The organism is Ensifer sp. 22521, from assembly GCF_052044795.1.
Lineage (GTDB): Bacteria > Pseudomonadota > Alphaproteobacteria > Rhizobiales > Rhizobiaceae > Ensifer.
Map to the genome: position 1 here is coordinate 24949 of NZ_JBQENM010000022.1, position 25186 is coordinate 50134.

Genomic DNA, 25186 nt, shown 5'->3' on the forward strand with positions numbered 1-25186 from the left:
ATGAAAGCCCTTCGTTTCGAACAATTCGGCACGCCGGATGTGCTTGTTCACCGGGATATCCCCACCCCCGCCCTCAATGCCGGCGAGGTTCTCGTCAAGATCCATGCTGCGGCGATCAATCCGAGCGACGTCAAGATCGTCAGCGGATTGTTTGGTGGCGCGGTTCCGCGCACACCTGGGCGCGATTTCGCCGGCGTGGTCGTCGAAGGCAACGCACTTGTCGGCAGGCATGTCTGGGGCAGCGGCGCCGGCTTCGGGTTTCGGCGGGACGGTGCGCATGCCGACTACGTTGTCGTGCCGGCAAGCTGGTTGTCGGAGAAGCCCGCGAGCCTGTCGATGGCAGAGGCGGCCGCGGTCGGGGCCCCTTTCGCCACGGCCTGGCATGCACTCGTCGATGTCGGCTCGCTGAAGAAGGGCGAGACGCTTCTGATTACCGGCGGTCTCGGAGCCGTCGGTCGGGCCGCCACACAGGTCGCTCGTCATCTTGGCGCCCGCGTCATCGTGGCCGCCAGAAGCGAAGCTGCAAACGACGCCGATGATTTCATCGACCTATCGAAAGCGAACCTGCCAGACGCTGTCCACAAGGCGACCTGGGGCAAGGGAACCGATCTGGTTCTAGATGCAGTGGGCGGCGCCATGTTCGAGCCGTCGCTCAAATCACTGGCTGTGGGCGGCCGCCATCTTGCCATCACCAGCGTCGGCCAGAAGCGCGTCGAGTTCGATCTCGCCGATTTCTACCACAATCGTTCGGCGCTCTTGGGGGTCGACACCGCAAAGCTGTCGGGTGAAGAGATCGCAGGCATCCTCGACCGGCTAAGGGCCGCGTTCGACGATGGTTCCTTCAAGAAACCAGCCTTGCGGCAATGGGCGTTCGACCAGGCGGTCGATGCCTATCGCAGCACTGCTTCGGGTGAAGCCGCAGTCAAGAATGTCCTCATCATGAATTGACCGTGGCGGCCGGTGCGCTCAGCGGTAGTCGGTTCGCTTCTCGTCGACCGATGCCCTGACCGCCCGGTTGACTGCCAGGCTCAGCTCTGCGTGAAGAACGCTCGAAGTGCGACGCCTACCAACGGTTTGAATAGACCATGTCGTCGCCTTCGGCTTGGCCTTCGAAATGCGATATGAGGAAGCGGCCGGCGGGACCGGGAGGGACATCCGTGCGGTGGACCGCCTGGAGCCGATAGGGACCGCCCTTGCAGTCCGGTAGGTCGAGATGAACCAGGCGGCCGGTTCGAATGTCTTCTCTGACCATCGGCTCGGGCATGTTTCCCCAACCCATCCCCTCTTTCAAGAGCATATGCTTGGAGCCGAGATCGGCCAGGCGCCAGGTTCTGGCGCCGACAACGCCCAGCTCAAACCCTTCTGTCAATTTCGAACGATCGGTGAGAACGAGCTGGACGTGCTCGCGCCCGGCGCCCGGAAGGTTCCTACCCGCCTTTGCCAACGGATGGGATGGTGCTGCCACGGGAATAAGCTGGACGAAGCCGGCGCCGATCCGCTCAATGCCATCAATCTCGATATCGAGCGGCCCGCTGACGCCGATCACCGCCTTGCGATCCAGCACCATCTGCGCAACCGCGCCCAACGCTTCCACATAGAGATGGAGCGTGACAGACGGAAACTCTTCGCTGAACGCCTTCAACGCATCGGTAACGCGGGCAGCGGGCAGCATGACGTCCAGCGCCACATGAATCTCGGGCTCAACGCCCTCGAGCATCGCCCTTACTTTCGCCCGCAGACCGCTGACGCCGTTCGACACGATCCTCGCCTCGGCGAGCACCGTGCGTCCTTCGGTCGTCAGCTGCGGCTTCTTCGTCGTGTCGCGATCGAACAGGGAAATTCCGAGCTGTGCCTCAAGGTTCGCGATCGAGTAGCTGATGACCGATGTGGCCCTGCCCAGCTTGCGCGCGGCCCCCGCGAAACTGCCGACATCCACCACGGTGAGAAACACCTTGAGTTGATCAAGGGTCGGCATGCCCGGATTCTGCATATCTATTTCCTCGAACGTTTGCCTTCATTTTATGTCAGTTTTTTCCACAAGCGACCAGCGGTAATTTCGAACTCGACAGCAACTTCCCCCTCGCCTCCCGGCTGAGACTGGATCGTTGAAGGAGCGAAAATGACTTATGCCTCGAATACACGAATAGAACAGATCATCCTCCCGGCGACGCGCGACCTTGGCGGGTTCTCGGTCAAGCGTGCGCTTCCGTCACCGCTGCGACGCACGGTTGGCCCCTTCATATTTCTGGACAGCTTCGGACCCGTGACGTTCGGTCCCGGCGCCGGGATCGACTCGCGACCGCACCCGCATATCGGACTGTCTACGATCAGCTATCTGATCAACGGAGAAATCATCCATCGCGACAGCGAGAACTATGTCCAAAAGATAAGGCCGGGTGAAGTCAACGTGATGACCGCAGGTAGGGGGATTGTCCATTCCGAGCGCAGCAGCGACACGCTACGCCAGACAGGAGGACGTCTGTTCGGCTTCCAAAGCTGGGTGGCGCTGCCGACCACGCACGAGGAAACGGACCCTGGCTTCCAGCATATTGCGGCGGATGCGCTACCGCGCATCGAGGGGGAAGGCGTCGACATGCGCCTGATCGCAGGCGCGCTTCATGGCGAGCGCGCGCCGGCAAGAATGTTCTCCGACATGTTCAATGCCGACGTGGTCCTTTTGGCCGGCGCGCGCTTCCGTCTCGACGGCGAGCACATCGAGCGGGCCGTCTTCGTCATCAGTGGAACGATCGAAGTCACCGGACAGCAAGAGCGGTTCATGCAGGATCAACTGGTTGTCTTCAAACCCGGCTCCGAAATCGTCCTCCAGGCGATTGGCCCAGCGCGGCTGATGGTGCTGGGCGGCGAACCGCTCGCCGAGAAACGGCACATTTTCTGGAACTTCGTGTCGAGCCGCCGCGACCGCATCGAGCAGGCGGCCCTCGACTGGCAGAACCGCTCATTCCCCGGGGTGCCGGGAGAAACGGAGTTTACGCCGTTGCCCGACGGGCCCAGAAACATCACCTAACCCCATCCCAAACAAGGAAACTGAAGGAAATCGGAAATGACCTACGCAATCATCGGATCCGGTGCCATCGGCTCGGCGCTCATCGCACATTTCGCGTCAAAGGGCATACCTGTCAAAGTGGCCAACAGCCGAGGACCCGCATCGCTTGCCGCCGTCAGGACGTCCGGCGACACGACAATCCCCGTCGAGATCGACGAAGCCGTGGCGCAGGATATCGTCATCCTCGCCCTGCCGTTCACGGCGGTGCCCGACCTGGCAAAGGTTCGCAAGGACTGGACGAGGACGATCGTCATCGACGCCACCAATGCGATCACCTTCCCCGAATTCCGCCCCGCCGACCTTGGCGGCAGGCTTTCGAGCGAGATCGTCGCGGAGACGCTTCCAGGCGCAAAAGTGGTCAAGGCCTTCAATACGCTTCCGGCCGCCTTGCTCGCAGCCGACCCCGCCGAGGCGTCGGGACGCCGGGTCGTGTTGTTGTCCGGCGACGATAAAGACGCCAATGCCAGCGTCGCAGGTCTTATTGAGAAACTAGGCTTTGCAGCGCTCGATCTCGGTGGCCTCAAGGCCGCCGCGCCCATGCAACAGTTCGGCGGTCCGCTGGTGGCGGTCAATCTGATCAGGAAGGGCTGACGGAGCCCTTTCACGGCCGCCCATACTCGGCGTCAACGCCCTCATTGCGCGAGCGATGGGGATTTTTCGCATGGGAATCCGTGGCTGGAACGCAGCCCAAATCGTTCGAATTTATAGAGCATTATCGTCTATTTTATTCGGCTTTTGCGATGAGTTCGATCGCGGCATAGTTGTTTCCACAGAGCGGCCATGGTGGCTGCCGATCCCAAAGGAAACCAGCATGTCGCATATCGCAACCGCTCGTCAGGCCGGAGACCTGACGTCCTCCGCCATCGTTCAGGCCGTTCTGCCGGCCATCGGCCGCATCCTCATCAGCCTGATCTTTCTGCTGTCGGGCTTCAGCAAGCTCACCGCCCCGGCGATGACGATCGGCTATATCGAATCCGTCGGCCTGCCGTTCCCGACGCTGGCCTATGGCGCAGCACTCGCCGTGGAACTCATCGGCGGCGCCGCCCTTGTCCTCGGCTACCAGACGCGCCTCGTCGCAGCGGGTCTTGCCGTGTTCTCCGTCGCCACAGCAGTCAGCTTCCACAACGATCTCGCAGACCTGAACCAGTTCGTTCACTTCTTCAAGAACATCACCATGGCAGGTGGCCTGTTGCATGTCATCGCCTTTGGCGGCGGCAAGTTCAGCATCGATGGCTGGCGCCGCTAGGCGGAAGGACCGCGCCGGCTTTCGAGCCGGCGCTCCTGTGTCAGCTTCCACTCCATACAAGAAAGGCAGATCTCATGCGCGTCCTGAAGATCCTTCCGTTGGTCGCTTCGCTGCGGCTGGGCATGGGCAATGGCAGCACCGCCGAACGAGGAAACGGCAATCGCCGTCAAATGGTGCGAAGCCTTCGACAAGAACAAGCCGGAGATCCTTGAAGCCATTCTCGCCGACGGTTCGCGTGATATTCCCGATGCACCCGACGCGCCTCGCGGAGCGCAATCCGCCAAGGCGGTCCTGAGAATGCTTCACACCGCCTTCCCGGACTTTCAGATCACGGTCGAGGACATCATCTCCGACGAAAACAAGGTCGTCGTCCGATCGACCATCTCGGGAACCCACAAGGATCATTTGCCGGGTTCTCAGCATCCGGGCGGAAACTGCTCATCCAGGCCGTCGATATTCACCTTGTCGAAGACGGCAGGATCCAAAAGACCTGGCACACTGAGGATTGGATGTCCGGTCTCACCCAGCTCGGTGCATTGAAGCGCTGACGCTGTAAGCCGAAACACCTGCAAACGCATGTTTGCGATCTCACCCACCCCGAAATCCGATCAACAGGTCGGCAGGCCCCGCCTGCCCATGGAGAAAGCCATGACCTACGTCGTCAAATACAGCCAGTGGGGCGGTCCATCCGTCCTGCGCGTAGAACAGGAAAATGCCCGTGCGCCCGGCGCCGGCGAAGTGCTGATCAGGCAGGAAGCAATCGGCGTGAACTTCGTGGACACCATGTTCCGGGACGGCACGTTCAAGGCCGGCCTGCCTGCGGTGGCCGGAGTGGAAGGCGCCGGCACAGTCGAAACGGTCGGTCCGGGTGTCACCCGCTTTGCCGCCGGCGACCGGGTCGCCTATTTCTTCGCACCCGGCAGCTACGCCGAAGAGCGCGTTGTGAGCGAGGACGTCCTCGTGAAACTGCCCCAAGACGTTTCGGCTGAGACGGCAGCGTCCATCCTCACCAAGGGCCTGACCGCCTGGATGGCCATCAACGCCATGGCGAAACCCGGCGAAGGCGACCGCGTGCTCGTTCAGGGCGCGACCGGCGGCGTCGGAAACCTGCTTGCCCGCTGGCTGCGGGTGCGCGGGATCACGGTGATCGGAACCGGGTCGCAACGTAAGCTCGCCGGTCTGGAGCAGGCGGTCGACCACGCATTTGCATATGAGACCGTCGCGCTCGACGAGCACATCCGCACCGTCGCCCCCAATGGCGTCGATATCGTCTATGAACTGGTCGGCGCAACGACCTTCGCCACAACGCTCGGCGTGATCCGCGATGGCGGAACTATTGCTGTAATCGGCGCGGCATCGGGTGGCGCCGCCATCGATGAGACGGTCCTCAGCCGCCACGGCATCCGCCTGGCGCGTGGCAGCACCGGCCAGTATGTGACGAAGGACAACCTTCAGGCCGCCGCAGACGAAGTGTTCGATGCCTGGCGGAACGGGGTGTTCGGCACGGTCAGCGCCCGGAAATATCCTCTGTCGGAAGCGCAGCGCGCGCACGCCGACATTCTCGAACGCCGCGGCGACGGCCTCATGGTGCTCGTCCCTTGATCGCCTTCGAAGGAAACCGTCATGTCCGGTTGTGACAATCTTCATCCCGCTTTCCGGGATATTGCGGCGGCCGACGACGCTCGCCGCAGGCCCCCCCGCCCGTCGCTGGTTGAAGCTCTCGCCGCAGCGGTCGTCCTGCTGCTCGTGTTTGCGGTCAACTTCGATCGATGGACGGGCAATGCCAATGCCGGAGCGCCCTCGGCGCTAGCCGCTTTCGACGAGACCGGGCCGGGACTCGACCATTGCCGAGGGGCTTTCCAGCCCGGCGATTGCTAAGACGGCGATGGCGTCACCTCGGAAGGTGACGCCATTTCACCATATGCTCGCTGAGATCGAGCACATCGCCATCGGCGGCAAAAACACCATCGCCGCGATGATGCAGGGTCCGCCGCTCCTTGCGGTCCATGTCGATCCACAGCCGTTCGGCCTCCAGGATGAAGAGGTTATGGGCCTCGACGGTATCGACCACCCTGCATTCGATGTTGGCAACGCACTCGCCGATCAGTGGCGCCGCGACGCTGCGTGCCGGCTGCGGCGTCAAGCCGAAACGCTCGAACTTGTCGACGGTGTCGCCCGAGCAATTGCCGATATCGACGACCGCCCTTGCAATATCGATGGTCGGGACGGCGATGACGCATTCGCCGGTCGCTCTCAGCGCGCTGTAGCTATGATCCCAGGGACCGACGACACAGCCGATCAGCGGCGGCGCATGTTGAATCATCATGTGGAAGCCCATCGTCATGACGTTGGGCGTTCCTTCATATCTGGTCGTCACCAGTACGATCGGACCCGGTTCGAGCTGACGAAAGGCCCCGGAGGCCGGTACTTCCTTCATAGGAAAACTCCTTGATCGTCGGCCTCCCCATCCCGGACGGGAAGGCCGATGGTTCACGACTACCAGCCCTGTTCAACCGGCAGGACGAAGAGCTCGGCCACGTTGACGTGCGCGGGTGCCTGGGCCGCAAACACGATCGTGTCGGCCACGTCGGCGCTTTGCAGGAAGGTCATCTGCTGAGCGAGATCGTCCATCTGCTGGCGGTAGCCCTGATCCGTGATCTGGTCATAAAGTTCGGTCGCGACCGCGCCGGGCTGAATACAGGTGACGCGGATGTTGTGCTTCTGGCCGACCTCCATGCGCAGACCGTCGGAGAAGGCGGTCACGGCATGCTTCGTGGCGCAATAGACCGACAGTCCCTTGAAGACCTTGCGGCCGGCAATCGAGGAGGTGTTGAAGATGTGGCCGGAATGCTGCTTGATCATCTGCGGCAGCACGGCCGCCGTCGTGTTCAAGAGGCCCTTCACGTTAACGTCGACCATGCGAAGCCATTCGGCCGTCTTGAACTGGTCGATGTCGGAAAGCGGCATCAGGCCGGCATTGTTGAAGAGGATGTCGATCGCACCATAGGCATCGATCAGCTTCTTCACACCGGCTTCGACGGAAGCCGGATCGACCACGTCCATCTCGATGACCAGGGCTTCCCCACCCTTCTCAGTGATTTCGGCCTTCAGCTCTTCCAGACGATCGGTGCGCCGTGCCGCGATGCCAACCTTTACGCCAGCTCCGGCAAGCGCAAGCGCCGTTGCTGCGCCAATGCCGCTCGAAGCACCGGTGACCAGTGCGACTTTGCCGTTGATATTCGTCATGATGATATCTCCTTGTTGCTTGCAAACCCGCTCCGGAAGCGGAGAGGTGTTTGCTATCGACAAGGAGAACCCTATGAAATCTGGGATTTTTCCTCTCCCGGCGGCTTGCCGAGGCTATCGGGATTTTGCTCCATTCTGTGCTGAATGAGCCTAGCCCCTGCGATAGTCGCTCGGCGAAAGCCCCGTTTCACGGCGGAAAATCTGGGCGAAGTGGCTGGGACTGGAATAGCCGACCATGAGGCCGATCTCGATGATGCTGGTATCGGTTTCCTGGAGCAACTGCTGGGCCTTGGCCACCCGCTGCCGGATGAAATAGTGCGAGGGAGGAAGCCCGGTCGCCTTCTTGAACAGCCGGCTGAAATGGAATTCGCTGATGCCGACCTCTTGTGCCAGGCGGCCGAGATCGAACGGCTCCTCGAGATGTTTCTCCATGAAGGCGATCGCTCTCCTGAGCTTTACGCCGGGCAAGGCGTTCTGCGTACGCATCTCGGTATTTGCGACCGCATAGTGGCGCACGAGATGGACGGCAAGGCTTTGCGCCAGCCCTTCGACATAAAGCGGGCTGCCACCGCAATCCGCTGCCAATTCCTCGTTAAGGAGACCGAGGATATGCGAGAGCGTCGCGTCGCGGCCGCCGGAGACGTCCTTCAAGGTAACGTTCCCGCCATCCTTGCCGAACATCGCCTCGACCACCCGCTCGAACAGCGGCACGGAAAGGTAAAGATGCATGACGCGAAAGGATTGGTCGCCCTCGGCCTGCCAGCGCATTTCGTAGGGCACCGGCGAACATGTCAGGAAGAAATCGCCGACCTCGACGCGGTTTGCCATCCATTCGCCGCCGAGATCCCGCTCCTCGACAATGGCGATGCCAGACATGATCCAGACGATAAGAGGCTCGGCGACGGCGGGCACCAGGAAGGGATGCTGAGCGCGGTGTCGCGAGAGCACCTGCACGAAGACATCTCTCCACGCCGGTCCGTCGCCGCTGACCAGCGTGTTTCCGCTGATGTAACTTTCGAGACCGACCGGGGAGGTTCGCTCGGGGATGGGCAGATACGCGGATGGTTCGTCCCAAGCCATGATCGTCTCCCTCCCCATGGATCGCTCAAGCAAACGTGGCGCCGGGATCAAGGATATCCGGCGCCAGGGAAAAGGGAAGAACGAAGACTTCGCCGCTTAGTCCAGTTTCTTTCCGTCGCGATAGAGGATCATGCCGGCATGGTGCAGCACTCCGTCGATGAAATCGCCATCGGCGGTAAATCCGGTATCGTCCCAGTAGTCGATGTGATTGCCGCGGACCTCGTATCGTCCCTGATAGGCGCTTTCCCGTCGGCCACGCGCCTCGTCATAGCGGCCGTTCGGCAACAGGTTGTGACGAATGCGGCCATCCGCGGTGATCCACATACCGACATAGGGATGCGCCTGGTCTGGTGGAGTTGTGTTCCGGATCATTGTCATCTGGGAATATCCTTCCTGGGCGGAGGCCATGCAGAACAGCATCGCGGCAAGGTCCGCCGTTGCAAGTTCGGATCGGTTCGGCATCCCGTCCTCCGATCACATGCTTGCAGTGGGTCGGATGACGATTTCGCTGGTATCGACATCCGCGGGTTGGCCGATCACGTGCACGATCGCGTCAGCGATGGCCTCCGGCTTCAGGGCTATCTGGCGATAGACGACCATCGCTTCGGCGGCAGTCGGATCGGTGATGCTATCGGCCAGTTCCGATTCCACGACGCCCGGATACACGCAGGTCACGCGGATCCGGTCGTTCTCCTGCCGCAACCCGTCGGAAATGGCCCGCACGGCATATTTGGTGGCGCAGTAGACGGCGGCCGTCGGCGATACGGAAAGGCCTCCGACGGACGAGACGTTGATCACCTGCCCGGCGCCCTGCCGGTTCATGGCGGGCAGCACGGAGGCGATGCCGTAAAGCACGCCCTTGATGTTGACGTCGACCATCCGGTCCCATTCATCCACTTTCAGCGAAGCCATTGGCGAAAGCGGCATGACGCCGGCATTGTTGACGATCACGTCGATGCGCCCAAAGGTATCGAGCGCGGTATCGGCGAAGGCCTGGACATCCGCGCGGGACGTGACGTCGAGGCTCCGGTGGAGTGCCTTGCCGCCTGTGGCAGTGATCTCGGCGGCCAGGGTTTCGAGGCGGTCGATGCGTCGTGCCCCAAGCACGACCACGGCGCCGGCCTTGGCAAGCGCGCGTGCCGTCGCCTCGCCGATACCGCTGCTGGCGCCGGTGACGAGAACGATCTTGTTTGTGATATTGCTCATAAGAATGTCCTTTCTTGAGGTGTGATGGTCATGTTGCGGCTTCTCATCAACGACCGTCACGCCGGCACGAAGCCGCGCAGGGCGATGATCCGCGAGCCCGCCGCAGACTGTCTTTGTCTTGCGAGAGGCGCATAGGCCGACGAGGCGAAAAGATCGCGGATCGCCTGCATGTCGGGGAATTCGATGATCAGCATGTTGCTCGCCTCCCAGCCTTCGAGCTGGAGCGGGGCATCATCAAGGGCAATGAGCCGGCCGCCGGCCTCGGCGACGAGCGGCAGTGCCTTGGAACGGTAATCGGCAATCGCATCATGATCTTGAATGTCGAGATCGACAACGAGGTAGGCTGACATGGGTGGCTCCTGTTTGCTGCGGTCTCATCCAATCCGGAAGGGTCGACTGAACCTGGGCCCACCACCGGCAGAACTCTCTTGCCGGCTTGCGCGAGCCGTCGGGATCTTGCGCAAGGCGCTTCTCTGGCTATGCCGCAGGCGCCTGTCTGCGATTGGACATGCGCTCCTGCGCGATCAGCAGAGCTTTTTCCTCCAGCGGATAACCGGCATGGGGAATGACGTTGAAAAGCGTTTCGACGATTTCTTTCCGGGAAGCACCAAGGGACGCTTTGCGGCCATCCTGCGGGCATGCGGCAACCTGGCCGGCAAGTGCGCCGACGATTGCCCCGGTGGCAAACATGATCTTCAAAGAGGTCATCGTACTTCCTTTCATCGCGGGTGCCGTTTCGACCCCACTCGCCGCCTGCGCCGTGAGATGAAGGAAGGATAGATGCGGTTGATTGTCGTCGGTATCCCCTTATAACTAATCAGATTGGTTAGTATGGTGCGACAATGAATCTGGATCTGAACCTGCTGCCACTATTCCTCGCGGTGGCCGAGGAGGCGAATTTCGCGGCCGCCGCCGCCCGCCTCGGCGTCACTCGCTCGGCCGTCAGCCAGGGCATCCGGCGGCTGGAAGACGGCTGCGGGATAGCGCTCGTCACCCGCACCACGCGCAGCGTCCGGCTCACCGAAGCGGGTGAGCGCCTGCGCGATACGCTTTCGCGTCCGATGGCCGACGTCCTGTCTGCGCTCGAAGATGTTGGCGGTAACGCCAACCCGCACGGTGTGCTTCGCATCGCGGTGACCTCGATTGCCGAAGATTTTCTCTCCGGGCCTCTTGTCGCCTCCTTTGCCGAGGCCTACCCCAATATCATCGTCGACGTGACGGTGACGGACGATACGTTCGATATCGTCGCCGGCGGCTTCGATGCAGGGGTGCGGCTGGGGGATGTCATCGAGCAGGATATGGTGGCCGTTCCACTGTCGGGCGAACAAAAGGAAGTCGTCGTGGCGACCCCCGCCTATTTCGAAGCCCACGGGTTTCCGACACATCCGAGGGACCTGATCCATCATCGCTGCATCGGATGGCGTCCGTCACCGGACACGGCTCCCTACCGGTGGGAATTCGCCCAGGAAGGCGAAGCCTTCGACGTTTCGGTCGAACCCCAGATCACCACGAATGACCTGCGCCTTATGATACGGGCGGCGCTGGCCGGCGGCGGCATTACATTCGCGCTGGAGGAGACCTTTCGCCCCTATCTCGAACGAGGCGAGTTGGTTTCAATCCTGGAAGACTATCTGCCGCCCTTCCCGGGTTTTTTTCTCTATTTCCCCAGCCGGCACAATATGGCGCCCAAGTTGCGCGCCCTGGTCGACCACGTCCAGCGTTTCAGACGCGAACGCCTTATGACCAAAACAAGTCCTACGCCCTTGGCATGAGCCATCCGGTTTCCAGCAAGATCGGCAATTGCCAGGCGGGCGAAGCGGGTCTACGCCGGCCAACGCGAAGCCTTGCTGAAATCCCTGCGGCCGGAGGAAGCGATAGTCGCCGGATTGGCCGTGCTGTTGCGTTTGCCGAACGCGGTCCCGGATCTTGCGATCGCCGCTCTCGGCATGTCGCTATGGCACCCGGAAGCATCGGACCACTCCACTCGTTCCACACGGCGAGCAGCGGCGCAAATTCCCGCGCATGAGACGGATCTGGGTGACGACCTGAGGCGTACCAGGCGGGAAACTCGCAAATCCGTATTTGCCTCACCTTTCGCAATGCACCATATACTGGGACCGTTTTTAGCGGTTCGATCCAGGAGACCTCATGCCCACCTCGCATAGCGAAGCTTTCGAACCTCAAACGGAGATGCGAAGCTTTCTTGTTCTCCTTATTGGCTGCGTTGGCGTGGTCTATGGCGACATCGGTACGAGCCCGCTCTACGCCTTTCGGGAGGCACTTCGTCCCTTTTTGAATGAAGGCGTGCAAGCAGACAAGGTTATCGGCCTCATTTCACTGATGGTCTGGACGCTGACAATTATCGTCACATTCAAATACGTGCTCTTCCTGCTTCGCGCCGACAACGACGGGGAAGGCGGAACCTTGTCGCTTCTCGCGCTTCTGATGAAGAAGACGGGCAGCTTCATGCCGGTATTGTTCTTCGCCGGCTTGATCGGGGCCGCACTTTTCATCGGCGACGCCATGATTACCCCTGCCCTTTCGGTCATGTCGGCGCTTGAGGGTATGAAGCTCGTCACACCCACCTTTGACGACTACGTACTCCCTCTGGCCGCGGCCGTCATGGTCGCGCTCTTCGCGGTCCAGTCAAAGGGTACTCAAGCGGTCGCAAAGTTCTTCGGGCCGATCACGGTGGTATGGTTCCTCGCGATGGCCTGGGGCGGTCTCATCCATATCGGCGATGACTGGACGATCCTGCAGGCTCTCAACCCGATCAATGCCTTTTGGTTCATCACCCACGCGGGCTGGGCAGGCCTGATCGTACTCGGCGCCGTCTTCCTGACGGTCACGGGAGCAGAAGCCCTATACGCGGATCTCGGTCACTTCGGGCGCAAGCCGATCAGCACCGCATGGTTTGTGCTTGTGTTCCCCGCATTGGCGGTGAACTACCTCGGACAGGGCGCGCTCGTACTCAGTCACCCCGAGGCGGTGCACAATCCTTTTTACCTTCTCTATCCGGACTGGGCTCTGCTGCCGATGGTCATCCTCGCCACCATGGCCACAATCATTGCCAGCCAGGCGGTCATCACGGGGGCGTTCTCGCTCGCACGGCAGGCGGTTCATTTGGGCTTCCTCCCTCGACTTCTGATCAAGTTCACCTCCGAGACCAACACCGGGCAGATTTATGTGCCTGCCGTAAACGTGCTCCTGTTTGTTGGCGTCATCGTGCTCATCTTCTCGTTCGGCGACTCGGAGTCCCTTGCCACCGCCTACGGGATCTCGGTCACCGGCGCGATGGTCGTCACCACGCTGATGGCATTCCAGTTCCTTCGCTCCGTCTGGGGCTACTCCACGGTTGTCGCAGCATTGCTGCTTGCGCCCTTGCTTGTCATCGAGACCGTCTTCCTGCTGGCCAACTTGCTGAAGATCCATGATGGTGGCTGGGTACCGGTGGCGCTGGCATTGTCCATCATGATCGTGATGTGGACCTGGACACGCGGGTCACAAATGCTGCGCGAGAAGACCGCGCGAAACGACGTCCCACTGGAGACATTTATCCGTTCCATCGAGAAATCGACCCATGCGCCCCAGACGGTTCGAGGAACCGCCGTCTTTCTGACAAGCGTGGGCGACAAGACTCCCGCCGTCCTCCTTCACAACATCAAGCACAATCACGTCCTTCACGAGCAAAACGTCATTCTGACCGTCCGGACGTCCGAGCACCCGTATGTCGCGGAGAAAGAGCGCGTTACGTTGACGGAACTTTCGGACCGGTTTGCAAGGCTCGAACTTTGCTTTGGCTTCATGGACGAGCCGAACGTCTCGAAATCGCTCTCGCTCTGCAAGAAGGCAGGGTTCAAGTTCGAGATCATGCAGACGTCGTTCTATCTGGGGCGCAGGACCCTTATCAGTGATCCAAACTCCGGTCTGCCGGGCTGGCAGGACAAGCTCTACATCGCGCTCGCGGGGCTCGGCATTGATCCGTCGTCATACTTCAAGCTGCCCGCCAATCGCGTCGTCGAGATCGGCGAGCAGGTCACGATTTAGTCGTCTCCGCTCAGACGTTGAACGCGTGACCAACGCAATTTCGGAAAGCTCAAATGACAGTCGTCGCCTCCTATCTGTATCGTTTGGGCAAGCGCGCCGAAGAAGTGCCCCTTGCTGCCCAGCCATTCGAGGCGCCAGACGGCGAATTTGCGTGGATTGGGCTGACGGATCCCTCCACAGACGAAATGGCGAGCCTTCAGGCAATGTTCGGCCTTCATCCTTTGGCGGTTGAGGACGCCCTCAATGGCAATCAAGTGCCGAAAGTGGACATCTACGGAGACCAGTTGTTTGTCGTCGCCAAGACGGCGCATCTGGAGGGTGACAAGATTGCCTACGGCGAAACCTGCATCTTTGTCGGGAAGCACCACCTGATTTCGGTTCGCCATGGTTCAGCCCGCTCCCACAAGGAACTGCGCCTGCAACTCGAGCAGTCCCCACGGCTACTTGAACACGGTCCCGACTACGTCCTTCACGGCATCATTGACTTCGTTGTCGACGGCTACTTGCCGGTGGTCGAGACACTCGAGGACAAAGTTTTGGAGCTCGAGAAACACGTGCTCGTGTCGCTGCTGCAGCCCGAGCAAATCCGGCGCATCTTCCGCATGCGTCGCCAAGTGATCCGCTTTCAGCGAGTTCTCGGACCCATGGGGGAAGTGGCGGGAAAGCTCAGCCACCTCGAACTCCCCTGCATCGACGACAATGCGAAACCCTTCTTCAAAGATGTGTATGACCATGTGAGGCGCGTTGAGGGGTCGGTCGGCGGCCTTCGCGAGGTGATGACGTCCGTGTTCGAGGCCTCCAATCTCTTGGAGCAGCAGCGCCAGGGCACCATTACTCGGCAGCTTGCGGCCTGGGCGGCAATCCTCGCCGTGCCGACAGCCATCGCCGGCATCTACGGGATGAACTTCGAAAACATGCCCGAGCTTGCGACGCGCTACGGCTACTTTGCCGTCCTCGGCGTTATCGTCACGCTTTGCGCCATCCTGTACTGGCGTTTCAAAAGGTCTGGCTGGCTTTAGGAAGTCTGTTGGCGATCGAGTACCAACGCCAAGATGCTACTGATCGATCAATGTCTCCGGTATGTCGGGGCGCCGGTCGAGATCGAAGGCGAGCCCAATCACGGCGCGGTGACCGGACGCCGTTGCAACAGGCCAAAAGTCAAAACGCGACTCCGGATAGACCTCGGCAAGTTGAACGGTTCCCGGAGCCGCTGACGACAGCGCCGCGTCGAACTCTGCCTCCTACAGCGAAATGTCCCCAACGCTCTCGAAGAAAGCCGCCTTATCCTCCGCAACGAGAATAACGACCGCATGAACGTCGAAGAGCGCGGCAAGCGCCCGGAGGTTATCGTGACTGAGGCCTTTGTATTTCTCGCCATTACGATTTCGCGGCTATAGTCCTTGCGTGGCCGACGAGGTGTCGAATCCGATATACGACCACAGCGAGCCATTGGAGAAGAAGTAGTCGATCGTCTTTGGCACTCATATGTTCCTGTTTGCGAGGCCTCATCTCGGAGGCCCCTTGTTTCTAGGCCGCTTTCTGGTCGGCGGGCTGCCACCCGAGCTGCGGAGCAATGCGAGCAACAAAGTCATGGACGATCTGGCGGTAGTCCTCGTCCTCGAACTCGTAAGGGAGCTCGAGCCTGAGTTCGCGGACATGCGGCAGGATCGGGTCTGCAAACAACCGTTCAAGGATTTCATCCGAACTACCGACGAGGTCGCGGGCGTAAAGCGTGCGCCGATCGCCCTGCGGCGCCAGCGTTCGCTCGGTGCGTCCGGCCGCGTAGTCGAGATAGCGCTTGCGCGTTCTCGCGTCGGCACCATCCAGCGGAACAATGACCCGGCCAAGCGCGACCCTCCTCTCCGTACCGCCCGCCGCACGATAGGTCTCGAGCTGGCGCTGCTGCGCGAGGAAGAAATCGTCGGTGCCTTCCCCGGTCGTAACATTGCCGATCAGGAGATTGAGATCACTGCGCCCTGCCCATCCGGCAGATTTCAACGAGCCGCCGCCGTACCAGATCCGGTCCGTCACTCCCCTGGCATGGGGCTGGAGCCGGGGGCGCTGCGGGCCAAACGGCGTCTTGATGAAGGTGTTTTCATCGCCGATCGGGCGACTGCGTAGATTTTCGACAAAGCGCAGCACGCGTGCGTGGGTGAAGTCGAAACGTTCCCAGCCATCGTCGAAGACAAGGCGGCCGATAAGATCGGCATGCAGCGGACGTCCGGCGCTGAGGCCGATGTTCAGACGACCGCGTGAGAGCACATCGACGGTCGAGAGATCTTCTGCCAGCCGGTACGGGCTTTCATAGCCAATCGGGATGACGGCAGTGCCAAGCTCGATGCGGCTTGTCCTTTGGGTCGCCGCCGCGAGAAAGGCGGCGGCCGACGATATCCCGGGTTCGAGGTGTCGCTGGCGCACCCAGGCGCTGGCAAAACCGAGCGCCTCGCCATACTGCAGCAACGCCAAGGTCTTCTCCAGCCCATCCAACGGGTCCTCCGCCGGGTAGTTGCCCGGGCTCAGGAAGCCAATATGGCTGATCGATATCTTGTTCCGCGTCACGCCAAGGCTCCTTAGAATTTCGGAAGACCGGGCGGGTTGGTTTCGGACTTCGGCAAAGCCTCCTCCTGGAGGTGCCAGCGTTCCAGAACCTTGCCATAGGTGCCATCCGCAATCAGACCGTTGGTGGCGATCGTCAGAGCGTTGGCGAGCCCACTGCCCTTGCGCGTTGTGATCGCCACGTCCGAACGCTCCGGCCAGCCGGCGCTCAGCGTACCGACACGCTTGATGTTGTTGTCTCGCGCGGCGATGAAGACGAGCTGCGCATGCGGCTGGACGATGACGTCGGCACGCCCGGAAGCGAGCGCCACGAGGCTCGTCGCCTCGTCGTCGTAATATTGCAGTTCCAGCGGCTTCAGCCCCGCTGCGACGTTCTCGTCGCTCCATTTGAGGAGGATACGCTCCTGGTTGGTGCCGGCGCCGACGATGATCCTGAGACCCGCCGCATCCTTCGGTTCCTCGATCGAAGTGATGCCGCTATCGGATTTGACGAAGAAGCCGTGCAGCCCCTGCCGATAGGTCGAGAAGTCGAACTTCTCCTTGCGCTGCTCGGTGACCCCGACATTGGAGATCACGGCATCGTACTTGCCGGACGTCAGTCCCAGCGGCCAGTCGATCCAGGCGGTGGGCACGAGCTCAAGCTCGAGACCCAGGCTGTTGGCGATCGCGCCGGCATATTCCGGATCGGCGCCAATCACCGTGCGGGCGTCGGTAGCGTAGGTGGCCAGCGGTGGTCCCCCCGGACTGACGGCCACCGTGAACTTGCCCGGTGTCACGAACTCGAAATCCGCGGGGATGGCCGCGACTGCAGTTTCGTTGCGAACGGCATGGACGCGGCCGGGCTGTTCGGGGCTGAGATCAAAGCCAGTGTCGGCCTGCGCCGAGCCGAGATGAAGAAGGGCCGCCGCGGCGGCGGCGAGAAGAGTACGATATCGGGTCGTGCCGTTCATGCTGTTAGTCTCCGGGTGAAATGCAGAAGCTGGACCGGCGGCGGCGCCGTCGATCCAGCGAGGCCAGATCAGGAACCGCTCTTCGGCAGGCCAGGCGGGTTGGTCTGGGCCTTGTCGACCGCCTCGGCACCCAGGCTCCAGCGCTTCAGCACCTCGCCATATTTGCCGCTCTTGATTAGATCGTTGAGCGCGACTGTAATCGCGTCGGCCAGGCCGCCGCCCTTGCGGGTTGTCACAGCAATCTCGGCCGTCAGCGGCCAGCCGCCGCTGGCGATGCCGACAACCTTGGTGTCGTCCTTGATCGACGCGGCATAGGCTCTGGTGGCATTCGGGTTGAACTCGACGTCGGCGCGGCCCGACTGCAAGGCGAGGTCGCTGGCGGCGCGATCGTCGTAGTATTGTACCTCGATCGGCTTCAGCCCGGCGGCAACGTTCTGCCGGTCCCATTCCAGAATGATCTTTTCCTGGTTGGTGCCGGCCCCAGTGATCACCTTCAACCCGGCGACGTCCTTCGGTTCCTTGATCTCAGTGATCTTGCTGTCGGACTTGACGAAGAAGCCGAGCACGTCCTTGCGATAGGTGGAGAAATCAAACTTCTCCTTGCGCTCCTCGGTCACCGTGACGTTGCTGATCACCGCGTCGTACTTGCCGGAGCTGACGCCGAGCGGCCAATCCGCCCAGGCGACGGGCACGAGTTCAAGCTCAAGACCGAAGCTGTCGGCGAGCAGCGAAGCGATATCCGGATCGGCGCCGACAACCGTCTTGGAGTCCGATGCGTAAGTGGCAATCGGCGGATCCCAGGGATTGACGGCAACGGTAAATTTGCCGGGGTTGACGAACGTGAAGTTGGGAGCGATCGCCTTGACCGCCGCCTCGTTCTTCTCCGCACGGATGCGGTTGGAGGTGTCGGGGCTGAGGTCGAATTTATCCTGGGCCTGGACGGGGTCCAAGCCGAGGGCAACGGCCGTGACGGCACCGGCTAGAAGCAACTTTGCAGTGTCGAGTATTGTCATGATCCTCTCCATTTCAATCATTGGTTGCCGATGGTGGTGAAGCTTCGCCATGGGGAATGGCGGAGAGCTTTTTTCAGAGAACGCGCGCCAGGAACTCGCGGGTGCGCGGATGTTTGGCGTCGGCAAAGATCTGAGCCGGCGGTCCGGCCTCAAGCACACGCCCCGCCTCCATGAACACGACAGTGTCGGCGACCTCACGGGCAAAACCGGTTTCATGAGTGACGATGACAAGCGTCGTGCCGGTGCGTGCCAGTTCCTTGATGACGTCGAGCACTTCGCCGACGAGTTCCGGATCAAGCGCCGAGGTCGGCTCGTCGAAGAGCAGCACCTTCGGGCGGAGCGCCAGCGCACGGGCAATCGCGACGCGCTGCTGCTGTCCGCCGGAGAGCTGACGCGGATAGGCGTTGATCTTGTCGCTCAAGCCGACGCGTTCCAGCAGATCCCGAGCGAGGCGCACCGCGTCATCCCGGCTTAGACCGCGCACGTGAATGGGCGCCTCGATCAGGTTTTCGAGCACGGTCAGGTGGGGGAAAAGATTGAAGTTCTGGAACACCATGCCGATGTCGGCACGCCGCTTCAGGATCTCCGTTTCCTTCAGTTCGTAGAGCGTGTCGCCCTTCTGGCTGTAGCCGACAAGCTCGTCATCGATCGCGATGAAACCGTCGTCGACGCGCTCGAGATGATTGATGGCGCGCAGTAGCGTGGACTTGCCCGAACCGGACGGCCCGAGGATCGCAGTGACGCTGCCCGCCGGCAGGTTCAGCTCGACCCGGTCTAGCACCTTCAGCGGCCCGAAGCTCTTCGATATGCCGTGCACGTGCACGGTACCGCCCGAGCGGAGAACCTGCGCATCGCGAAAGCCGGTCTTGGCGGCCGCTTCAGCGGGGCGTGCGACCTCCGTCAGTGGTCGGCGAAAGCGCGAAATGAGCGCCTGAAACGGCAGCGGCACAGGATTACGCACCGCACCTCTCGAATAGTATCGCTCGATATAGTGCTGGACGATCGAAAGTCCGGTCATGATCACCAGGTACCAGACGGTCGCGACCATCAGGAGCGGAATGACCTCAAGATTGCGGCGATAGATGACCTGCACCGTGTAGAAGAGTTCGGGAAGCGCCAGCACGTAGACCATCGAGGTGCCCTTGGCGAGGCCGATGATCTCGTTGAAGCCGGTGGGCAGGATCGAGCGCATGGCCTGCGGCAGCACGATGCGGAAGGCCTGGCGGCGGCGCGGCAGGCCCAGCGCCGCGGCCGCCTCGTGTTGTCCCTGATCGACGGCGAGGATGCCGCCGCGCACGATCTCGGCGAAGAAGGCGGACTGATTGAGGGTGAGGCCGAGGAAAGCGGCGGCAAACGGCGTCAGCAGCTGGGTCGTCGGATAGTTCAGCCAGACGGTATCGGTGAAGGGCACGCCGATCGCGATCGTCTCGTAGAGGTAGCCGAGATTGTTGAGCACCAGCAGCAGAACGATCAGCGGGATGGAACGCAGCAGCCAGATATAGCCGAAGGAGAGGCTGGCAAGCAGCGGCGATTTCGACACGCGGGCGAGAGCCAACGCTGTTCCGAGCAACGAGCCCGAGACGGTGGCGAGCGCCGTCAACAGCAAGGTCCGGCCGAGACCTGCGAGTACCGGCTCGGCGAAGAACCATTCGGCAAAAACCGGCCAGCCCCAACGCGGGTTGGTCAGCACCGAATAGAGCACTCCCGCAATGACAAGTGCTGCAAACAGCGTGCCGAGCGCGCGGCCTGGATGGCGTGCCGGCACGATGCGGTAGTGGGCGTAGCCAGGGTTCGGCTCGCTGGTTGATCTGGGTGCGGGAATACCGGCAACGTCGGTCACAACTGCCATGATGGTTCCTCTCCTGGAAATCGGTTGGGTACCGGGCTCGCGCGCGGCGCGGCCGGTCAGCGTCAGGCGTGGCTTGCGGCCTGGGGATGGGAGGGCGGCACTTCGCCGAGAAACGCAAGCGTCGTGACGAGGTGCGTGACGTCCTTCTCGAAAGGCAGCGTCTTGTAGACCTCCGGATCGGCATCGACGTCAAAGAGCGCGGTATAGCCGTTGGCGAGATAGAGGCCGACCGCTTCGGGTTGGCGAAATCCGGTCGTCAGATAGATGCGCGAATAGCCTTGCCGCGCCGCCTGTGCCTCGAGCTCGAAGAGCACCTTGCGCGCCAGGCCTTGGCGCCGCAGATCGGACCGGGTCCAGATGCGCTTGAACTCGGCGGTGTGGTCGTCATAGTGCTTGAAGGCGCCCCCGCCGACGGTTTCGCCGTCGCGGATCAGCAGTACGAAATTGCCGTGCGGCGGGGCGAAGGCCTCCGCCGGATAGCGGTTCATTTCGGCTGCCGCCCCCTCTTCGCTGAAGTAGTTGCCGTAGCGGCTGTCATATTCCACGATCAGTTCGTCGATCAGCGGCTTGGCGCGCGGGTCGAGGGGCGTGGTGTAGAGAAACGTGTCGCTCATGTCTTTGCCATCCCATGGTCGTCATGCGAGGAAGGTTTCCACTAGCCGGACCCAGTAGCGGGCGGCGGGTGCGATGATCGCGTCGTTGAAATCGTATTCGGCGCTGTGAAGAGGCGCGCTGTCGCCGTTGCCGACGAAGGCGTAGTTGCCCGCCTTCTCCTCCAGGAAGAACGCGAAGTCTTCACTGGCGGTGCGCGGCTTGAAGTCGGTTATGACCGCGTCGGGGCCAAGCGCCTTAAGCACCACGTTTCGGGCGAAATCCGTTTCGCGCCGATGGTTTACGAGCGCCGGGAAGCCCAGCCTGTAGTCAACCTCCGCTGTCGCGCCAAAGCTTTCGGCCTGCGCCCACGCCAGCGCCTGAACACGCTCGCCGAGCAAGCGGCGAACCTTGCCATTGAAGGCACGCAAGGTCAGCCTCAAGGAAACGCTCCCGGGAATGACGTTCGACGCCTGGCCACCATGAATGGATCCGACGGTGACGACAGCCATGTCCTGCGGGTCGACATTGCGCGAAACCAGGCTCTGAAGCGCCGTGATCAGCGACGCTGTCGCCAACACCGGATCAACCGTCAGATGTGGCTCGGCACCATGCCCGCCTTTGCCGACGACCGTGATATTCGCCTGATCGACGGAGGCCATGGCAGCGCCGGCAACGAAGCCGAAGCGGCCGGTGGGCACGCCGGGCCAATTGTGCAGGCCGAAGACAGCATCGACAGGAAAACGCTCGAACAGCCCCTCCGACAGCATCTTGCGGGCGCCAGCGCCGATTTCCTCGGCCGGCTGGAAGATCAGCCGCAGCGTGCCGTCGAAACGGCCCTCGGCCGCCAGAAAGCGCGCGGCGGCGAGCAGGATCGCCGTGTGCCCGTCATGACCGCAAGCGTGCATGACGCCCTTGTGGCGGCTGGCATAGGCAAGCCCGGTCGCCTCCTCGATCGGCAGTGCGTCCATATCGGCGCGAAGGCCGATCGCCTTCTCGCCTTGTCCGCGCTGCAGCGTCGCGACGATCCCAGTGCCGGCAATGCCGCGGCTCACCTCATAGCCCCAGGCGGCGAGCAGATCGCCGACAAGGGCGCTGGTGCGTTTCTCCTGAAAGGCAAGCTCCGGATGCTGGTGCAGGTCGCGCCGGATCGCGACGATCTCATCGAGAAAGGCGCCGAGGCCACGCTCGACCGCGGAGGATCGCTGGGTGTCGGTGAGAATGAGGTTCATGAGCGCAGCCCCGCCGAAGCCGTCAGGCTCCGATGGCCCTTCCCCGTTCGGCATCCGGTGTCGGCGCGGCGTAGCGGCTTTCGCGATAGGGGAGCCCCAGATGATCGCGCAGCGTCTCGCCCACGAGCTCGCGCTTGAAGTAGCCGCGGCGCTCGAGCAGCGGCAGCACATGTTCGGCGAAATCGGCGAGGCCTTCGGCGATAACCGGGAAGCCGAGAATGAAGCCGTCGGCCGCATCTTCTTCGATCCAGCGGATGATCTCGTCGGCGATATGCTCAGCCGTGCCTATGAAGGCGGTCCTGGGCGTTGCGACATCGAGTGCGATCTCGCGCAGGGTCGCCCCGGTTTCGCGCGCCGTCTTCTTGATGCGGTCAGTCGTTGCCCGGAAACTGTTCTTGCCGATGTCGCCGATATCCGGGAACGGTGCGTCCAGCGGATAGGCGCTAAAGTCATGATGATCGAAGAAGCGACCGAGATAGAGCAACGCCTCCTCGATCGTCACCAGATCGCGAATGGCACGGTACTTCGCCTCGGCTTCCTCGGCAGTCGCCCCGACGATTGGGCCGATACCCGGGAAGATGCCTATCTCGGAGGTGCTGCGCCCTTGAGCCACCGCACTCTGCTTGACCTGCTTGTAGAAGGCCTTCGCGTCCTCGATCGGGCCGCCGTTGGTGAACACCGCATCGGCGTGCTTGCCGGCAAGCCGAATACCGGAATCGGAGGCTCCCGCCTGGAACACCACTGGCTGTCCCTGTCTGGAGCGTTCGATATTGAGCGGCCCCTCGATCCGGAAGAACCGCCCCTTGTGGTTGAGCCGGCGAAGCTTTGTCTTGTCCACATAGACGCCGGCTGCCCGATCGCGCACGAAGGCGTCGTCGTCCCAACTGTCCCAGAGCCCCTTGATGGCGTCGAGATATTCGTCGGCGATCTCGTAGCGCAGCTCGTGCTCTGGATGTTCGCGCCCGTAGTTTCGGCCGGACCCTTCAAGCGGCGAGGTCACCGCATTCCAGCCGGCGCGGCCGCCACTGATGAGGTCGAGCGATGCGAACTGGCGAGCCACCGTGAACGGGTCGCTGTAGGAGGTAGAGACCGTGCCGACGAGACCGATCTTCGAGGTCGAGGCGGCGAGTGCCGACAGGATCGTCAGCGGCTCAAAACGGTTGAGGAAATGCGGGATCGACTGTTCGTTGATGTAGAGGCCGTCGGCGACGAAGGCGAAGGCAATGCCGGCCGCTTCGGCCTTGCGCGCCGTTTCGACGAAAAAGCCGAAATTGACGCTGGCGTCGGCCGGTCCGCTTGGGTGCTTCCAGGCGTTCATGTGCCCGCCCGGTCCCTGCAGCATGATGCCGAAAGTCACATTCTTCTTGGTCATGACAGATCCTTCCCGGAATGATCAGGCGGCGAGAGACAGTCGTTCTCGTGCAATGAGTTCGATCGAGGCGAAGCGTTCGGAAGCAGCAACCGAAGGCGTATCGATGATGAATTCCTGGACGCCGTAGCGACGATGCAAGTCGTCGAGCTCCCGGCGCACCTTCCGCGGCGTGCCATGGAGAATGCTTGGGGTCTTCTCCTCAACACGGTAGTCGGTGACGCCGGCCTGGCGGGCGTATTCGGCTGCCTGCTCCTTACTGCCGACATTGACGCTCTGGCCATTGCCGAAGAGCACCTTGAAGATCTTCAGGTCAGCGACCCGTTCGCGCGCCCGTTCTTCGCTGTCGGCCGCAAGGGCCGCCAGAGCCAGCAGCGGCAGTTCACCGCCCGTGGCGCGCTCATAGGCATCGAAGGTCTTTTCAAGATTGGCGGGATCGCCGTTGAGATGGCCGGCAAAGACGAGCTTCCAGCCTTTTTCCGCGGCAAGCAGTGCGCTGTCGACGCTTGCCCCCAGCAGGAAACGTTCCGGCGCAGCAGGCGGCAGTGGTGTCGCCAGCAACTCGGCTCCCGGTCCAGCCTGCGAAAGCAGATAGCGATTGAGATCGGCCAGTTGCTCGCCAAAACTTGGCCGCAAAGCCGGGTCGACCCCTACTTGCAGTGCCTTGGTGGAAAATGGAAAACCGCCAGGCGCCTTGCCCACACCGAGATCGACACGCGACGGGGCGAGGCTGGCGAGAAGATTGAAGGTCTCGGCGACCTTATAGGCACTGTAGTGTTGCAGCATAACGCCGCCTGAACCGATGCGGATCTTCGACGTCTTCGCCAGCAGATAAGAGATCAAGGTTTCCGGCGCCGAGCTCGCAAGGCCCGACATGTTATGGTGCTCCGCAACCCAGAAGCGGTGATAACCCCACTCCTCCGCCTTCGCAGCAAGACTGGCCGTTGCGTGAAGGGCTTCCGTCGCCGTCTTTCCCGGATCGACGGGACTCTTGTCGAGAAGGCTCATCAGATAGGACATGGGCTCCGAGTTCCACCACGGTTGATAATGTAACATTATTAAATACATAATTTTTATAGATTATAGGAATGACGTTCTCTTTCGCTGCCCAAAACAAGAATAGTTGCCGCTTTCGCTGACGTCCCGAGAGGTGACTTTCTCCAATCGTGGATCGGGCCTGGATGACTGCCGAAGTTCGGAGCATTCAAGCGTCCGTTGTTCGACTAGGCGACACCTAGTAGATTGGAACGCCACCCTGGAGATTGGAAACATGGCGCTCAAGCGGATGGACAACGTAGGAATCGTCGTCGAAGACATGGCAGCGACGATTGATTTCTTTCGCGAACTCGGCCTCGAGCTCGAAGGCCAGGCAACGATCGAAGGAGAATGGGCCGGACGCGTCACTGGATTGGGTGATCAGCGTGTCGAGATTGCCATGATGCGCACACCGGACGGCCACAGCCGGCTCGAGCTCTCCCGCTTCCTCACGCCACTTGTGGTCGCAGATCACCGGAACGCCCCGGTCAACGCCCTGGGCTACCTCCGCGTCATGTTCGCCGTGGACGACATCGACGAGACGCTTGAAAGGCTATTTAAGCGCGGCGCGCAGCTCGTAGGCGAAGTAGTCCAGTACAAGGATGCGTATCGGCTCTGCTACATCCGTGGACCTGAAGGGCTTCTCATCGGACTCGCCCAAGAACTCAGCTGAGCGCAATACGAAGACAAATGGTAAAAAGT

At 61.7% G+C, this 25186-nt stretch carries 26 protein-coding genes and 1 pseudogene; 11 read left to right on the forward strand and 16 right to left on the reverse strand.

The window, feature by feature from the left end; all coding sequences use genetic code 11:
* Positions 1 to 948, forward strand: coding sequence for a quinone oxidoreductase family protein (locus tag ACTJKE_RS26930; protein WP_440692991.1), 948 nt, complete (start codon positions 1 to 3; stop codon positions 946 to 948).
* A 115-nt stretch (positions 949 to 1063) separates the two neighbouring features.
* Here ACTJKE_RS26930 and ACTJKE_RS26935 read toward each other — a convergent pair whose 3' ends face one another.
* Positions 1064 to 1990 carry a LysR family transcriptional regulator gene (locus ACTJKE_RS26935; protein ID WP_112947740.1) on the reverse strand — a complete coding sequence of 309 codons (927 nt, stop codon included), beginning with the start codon at positions 1988 to 1990 and terminating at the stop codon, positions 1064 to 1066.
* 129 nt (positions 1991 to 2119) lie between these two features.
* Here ACTJKE_RS26935 and ACTJKE_RS26940 point away from each other — a divergent pair, with 129 nt between their 5' ends.
* From ACTJKE_RS26940 to ACTJKE_RS26965, 6 genes and pseudogenes are all read left to right on the forward strand, one after another.
* On the forward strand, positions 2120 to 3025 hold the full coding sequence (locus ACTJKE_RS26940) for a pirin family protein (protein WP_113513649.1): 906 nt from the start codon (positions 2120 to 2122) through the stop codon (positions 3023 to 3025).
* 36 nt (positions 3026 to 3061) lie between these two features.
* A complete protein-coding gene (locus ACTJKE_RS26945) occupies positions 3062 to 3655 on the forward strand; it encodes an NAD(P)-binding domain-containing protein (RefSeq protein ID WP_113513647.1) in 594 nt (197 codons plus the stop codon).
* Positions 3656 to 3875: 220 nt separating this feature from the next.
* On the forward strand, positions 3876 to 4310 hold the full coding sequence (locus ACTJKE_RS26950; RefSeq protein ID WP_440692994.1) for a DoxX family protein: 435 nt from the start codon (positions 3876 to 3878) through the stop codon (positions 4308 to 4310).
* A 129-nt stretch (positions 4311 to 4439) separates the two neighbouring features.
* Positions 4440 to 4858: pseudogene (locus ACTJKE_RS26955) on the forward strand (ester cyclase).
* Between the two features lie 100 nt (positions 4859 to 4958).
* A complete protein-coding gene (locus ACTJKE_RS26960) occupies positions 4959 to 5912 on the forward strand; it encodes an alcohol dehydrogenase catalytic domain-containing protein (RefSeq protein WP_440692996.1) in 954 nt (317 codons plus the stop codon).
* Between the two features lie 21 nt (positions 5913 to 5933).
* Complete coding sequence (locus ACTJKE_RS26965) at positions 5934 to 6188, forward strand: hypothetical protein (protein ID WP_440692998.1); 255 nt, start codon at positions 5934 to 5936, stop codon at positions 6186 to 6188.
* Between the two features lie 13 nt (positions 6189 to 6201).
* Here the strand turns inward: ACTJKE_RS26965 and ACTJKE_RS26970 are convergent, their stop codons facing one another.
* From ACTJKE_RS26970 to ACTJKE_RS27000, 7 genes are all read right to left on the reverse strand, one after another.
* Positions 6202 to 6747, reverse strand: a complete 546-nt coding sequence (locus ACTJKE_RS26970) for a flavin reductase family protein (RefSeq protein ID WP_113513637.1) — start codon at positions 6745 to 6747, stop codon at positions 6202 to 6204.
* Between the two features lie 59 nt (positions 6748 to 6806).
* A complete protein-coding gene (locus tag ACTJKE_RS26975) occupies positions 6807 to 7556 on the reverse strand; it encodes an SDR family oxidoreductase (protein ID WP_058329546.1) in 750 nt (249 codons plus the stop codon).
* A gap of 150 nt (positions 7557 to 7706) precedes the next feature.
* A complete protein-coding gene (locus ACTJKE_RS26980) occupies positions 7707 to 8636 on the reverse strand; it encodes a helix-turn-helix domain-containing protein (RefSeq protein WP_440693000.1) in 930 nt (309 codons plus the stop codon).
* A gap of 96 nt (positions 8637 to 8732) precedes the next feature.
* On the reverse strand, positions 8733 to 9098 hold the full coding sequence (locus ACTJKE_RS26985; RefSeq protein ID WP_440661491.1) for an Atu4866 domain-containing protein: 366 nt from the start codon (positions 9096 to 9098) through the stop codon (positions 8733 to 8735).
* Positions 9099 to 9110: 12 nt separating this feature from the next.
* A complete protein-coding gene (locus ACTJKE_RS26990) occupies positions 9111 to 9842 on the reverse strand; it encodes an SDR family oxidoreductase (protein ID WP_440661493.1) in 732 nt (243 codons plus the stop codon).
* A 56-nt stretch (positions 9843 to 9898) separates the two neighbouring features.
* Entirely contained in the window at positions 9899 to 10192 is a 294-nt protein-coding gene (locus ACTJKE_RS26995; RefSeq protein WP_440661495.1) for a DUF1330 domain-containing protein, read from the reverse strand.
* 127 nt (positions 10193 to 10319) lie between these two features.
* Positions 10320 to 10550 carry a hypothetical protein gene (locus ACTJKE_RS27000; protein WP_440693002.1) on the reverse strand — a complete coding sequence of 77 codons (231 nt, stop codon included), beginning with the start codon at positions 10548 to 10550 and terminating at the stop codon, positions 10320 to 10322.
* 134 nt (positions 10551 to 10684) lie between these two features.
* On the opposite strand from ACTJKE_RS27000, the gene ACTJKE_RS27005 reads away from it, so the two are divergent.
* From ACTJKE_RS27005 to ACTJKE_RS27015, 3 genes are all read left to right on the forward strand, one after another.
* Positions 10685 to 11614 carry a LysR family transcriptional regulator gene (locus ACTJKE_RS27005; protein WP_440693004.1) on the forward strand — a complete coding sequence of 310 codons (930 nt, stop codon included), beginning with the start codon at positions 10685 to 10687 and terminating at the stop codon, positions 11612 to 11614.
* 376 nt (positions 11615 to 11990) lie between these two features.
* On the forward strand, positions 11991 to 13889 hold the full coding sequence (locus ACTJKE_RS27010) for a potassium transporter Kup (RefSeq protein WP_440693006.1): 1899 nt from the start codon (positions 11991 to 11993) through the stop codon (positions 13887 to 13889).
* A 53-nt stretch (positions 13890 to 13942) separates the two neighbouring features.
* The gene (locus ACTJKE_RS27015; RefSeq protein WP_113513623.1) at positions 13943 to 14908 is read left to right on the forward strand and encodes a magnesium and cobalt transport protein CorA; all 966 of its coding nucleotides are present in this window, start codon (positions 13943 to 13945) and stop codon (positions 14906 to 14908) included.
* A 508-nt stretch (positions 14909 to 15416) separates the two neighbouring features.
* On the opposite strand, the gene ACTJKE_RS27020 is transcribed toward ACTJKE_RS27015, so the two are convergent.
* The 8 genes from ACTJKE_RS27020 to ACTJKE_RS27055 form a co-directional block, all read right to left on the reverse strand.
* Positions 15417 to 16448: an LLM class flavin-dependent oxidoreductase gene (locus ACTJKE_RS27020; RefSeq protein ID WP_440661500.1), complete on the reverse strand. Its 1032-nt coding sequence runs from the start codon at positions 16446 to 16448 to the stop codon at positions 15417 to 15419.
* A gap of 11 nt (positions 16449 to 16459) precedes the next feature.
* Positions 16460 to 17395 carry an ABC transporter substrate-binding protein gene (locus tag ACTJKE_RS27025; RefSeq protein ID WP_440661502.1) on the reverse strand — a complete coding sequence of 312 codons (936 nt, stop codon included), beginning with the start codon at positions 17393 to 17395 and terminating at the stop codon, positions 16460 to 16462.
* Between the two features lie 68 nt (positions 17396 to 17463).
* Positions 17464 to 18408: an ABC transporter substrate-binding protein gene (locus tag ACTJKE_RS27030; RefSeq protein ID WP_440693008.1), complete on the reverse strand. Its 945-nt coding sequence runs from the start codon at positions 18406 to 18408 to the stop codon at positions 17464 to 17466.
* Between the two features lie 73 nt (positions 18409 to 18481).
* A complete protein-coding gene (locus ACTJKE_RS27035; RefSeq protein ID WP_440693010.1) occupies positions 18482 to 20257 on the reverse strand; it encodes an amino acid ABC transporter permease/ATP-binding protein in 1776 nt (591 codons plus the stop codon).
* A gap of 62 nt (positions 20258 to 20319) precedes the next feature.
* The gene (locus ACTJKE_RS27040; RefSeq protein ID WP_113513615.1) at positions 20320 to 20871 is read right to left on the reverse strand and encodes a GNAT family N-acetyltransferase; all 552 of its coding nucleotides are present in this window, start codon (positions 20869 to 20871) and stop codon (positions 20320 to 20322) included.
* 21 nt (positions 20872 to 20892) lie between these two features.
* Positions 20893 to 22080, reverse strand: coding sequence for a M20 aminoacylase family protein (locus ACTJKE_RS27045; protein WP_113513690.1), 1188 nt, complete (start codon positions 22078 to 22080; stop codon positions 20893 to 20895).
* Positions 22081 to 22102: 22 nt separating this feature from the next.
* Positions 22103 to 23452, reverse strand: a complete 1350-nt coding sequence (locus ACTJKE_RS27050; protein ID WP_440638580.1) for an LLM class flavin-dependent oxidoreductase — start codon at positions 23450 to 23452, stop codon at positions 22103 to 22105.
* Positions 23453 to 23473: 21 nt separating this feature from the next.
* Positions 23474 to 24469, reverse strand: a complete 996-nt coding sequence (locus ACTJKE_RS27055) for an MsnO8 family LLM class oxidoreductase (protein ID WP_440638578.1) — start codon at positions 24467 to 24469, stop codon at positions 23474 to 23476.
* 250 nt (positions 24470 to 24719) lie between these two features.
* On the opposite strand from ACTJKE_RS27055, the gene ACTJKE_RS27060 reads away from it, so the two are divergent.
* On the forward strand, positions 24720 to 25157 hold the full coding sequence (locus ACTJKE_RS27060) for a VOC family protein (RefSeq protein ID WP_113513609.1): 438 nt from the start codon (positions 24720 to 24722) through the stop codon (positions 25155 to 25157).
* Positions 25158 to 25186: the final 29 nt, after the last annotated feature.

Coding starts and splice junctions, on each gene's coding strand:
- ACTJKE_RS26930 (WP_440692991.1), top strand. CDS start 1: ATGAAAGCCCTTCGTTTCGAACAATTCGGCACGCCGGATGTGCTTGTT.
- ACTJKE_RS27045 (WP_113513690.1), bottom strand. CDS start 22,080: ATGAACCTCATTCTCACCGACACCCAGCGATCCTCCGCGGTCGAGCGT.
- ACTJKE_RS26975 (WP_058329546.1), bottom strand. CDS start 7,556: ATGACGAATATCAACGGCAAAGTCGCACTGGTCACCGGTGCTTCGAGC.
- ACTJKE_RS27030 (WP_440693008.1), bottom strand. CDS start 18,408: ATGACAATACTCGACACTGCAAAGTTGCTTCTAGCCGGTGCCGTCACG.
- ACTJKE_RS27005 (WP_440693004.1), top strand. CDS start 10,685: ATGAATCTGGATCTGAACCTGCTGCCACTATTCCTCGCGGTGGCCGAG.
- ACTJKE_RS26990 (WP_440661493.1), bottom strand. CDS start 9,842: ATGAGCAATATCACAAACAAGATCGTTCTCGTCACCGGCGCCAGCAGC.
- ACTJKE_RS27000 (WP_440693002.1), bottom strand. CDS start 10,550: ATGACCTCTTTGAAGATCATGTTTGCCACCGGGGCAATCGTCGGCGCA.
- ACTJKE_RS27015 (WP_113513623.1), top strand. CDS start 13,943: ATGACAGTCGTCGCCTCCTATCTGTATCGTTTGGGCAAGCGCGCCGAA.
- ACTJKE_RS26940 (WP_113513649.1), top strand. CDS start 2,120: ATGACTTATGCCTCGAATACACGAATAGAACAGATCATCCTCCCGGCG.
- ACTJKE_RS27025 (WP_440661502.1), bottom strand. CDS start 17,395: ATGAACGGCACGACCCGATATCGTACTCTTCTCGCCGCCGCCGCGGCG.
- ACTJKE_RS26980 (WP_440693000.1), bottom strand. CDS start 8,636: ATGGCTTGGGACGAACCATCCGCGTATCTGCCCATCCCCGAGCGAACC.
- ACTJKE_RS27040 (WP_113513615.1), bottom strand. CDS start 20,871: ATGAGCGACACGTTTCTCTACACCACGCCCCTCGACCCGCGCGCCAAG.
- ACTJKE_RS26965 (WP_440692998.1), top strand. CDS start 5,934: ATGTCCGGTTGTGACAATCTTCATCCCGCTTTCCGGGATATTGCGGCG.
- ACTJKE_RS26950 (WP_440692994.1), top strand. CDS start 3,876: ATGTCGCATATCGCAACCGCTCGTCAGGCCGGAGACCTGACGTCCTCC.
- ACTJKE_RS27055 (WP_440638578.1), bottom strand. CDS start 24,469: ATGTCCTATCTGATGAGCCTTCTCGACAAGAGTCCCGTCGATCCGGGA.
- ACTJKE_RS27010 (WP_440693006.1), top strand. CDS start 11,991: ATGCCCACCTCGCATAGCGAAGCTTTCGAACCTCAAACGGAGATGCGA.
- ACTJKE_RS26960 (WP_440692996.1), top strand. CDS start 4,959: ATGACCTACGTCGTCAAATACAGCCAGTGGGGCGGTCCATCCGTCCTG.
- ACTJKE_RS26995 (WP_440661495.1), bottom strand. CDS start 10,192: ATGTCAGCCTACCTCGTTGTCGATCTCGACATTCAAGATCATGATGCG.
- ACTJKE_RS26935 (WP_112947740.1), bottom strand. CDS start 1,990: ATGCAGAATCCGGGCATGCCGACCCTTGATCAACTCAAGGTGTTTCTC.
- ACTJKE_RS27050 (WP_440638580.1), bottom strand. CDS start 23,452: ATGACCAAGAAGAATGTGACTTTCGGCATCATGCTGCAGGGACCGGGC.
- ACTJKE_RS26970 (WP_113513637.1), bottom strand. CDS start 6,747: ATGAAGGAAGTACCGGCCTCCGGGGCCTTTCGTCAGCTCGAACCGGGT.
- ACTJKE_RS26945 (WP_113513647.1), top strand. CDS start 3,062: ATGACCTACGCAATCATCGGATCCGGTGCCATCGGCTCGGCGCTCATC.
- ACTJKE_RS27060 (WP_113513609.1), top strand. CDS start 24,720: ATGGCGCTCAAGCGGATGGACAACGTAGGAATCGTCGTCGAAGACATG.
- ACTJKE_RS26985 (WP_440661491.1), bottom strand. CDS start 9,098: ATGCCGAACCGATCCGAACTTGCAACGGCGGACCTTGCCGCGATGCTG.
- ACTJKE_RS27035 (WP_440693010.1), bottom strand. CDS start 20,257: ATGGCAGTTGTGACCGACGTTGCCGGTATTCCCGCACCCAGATCAACC.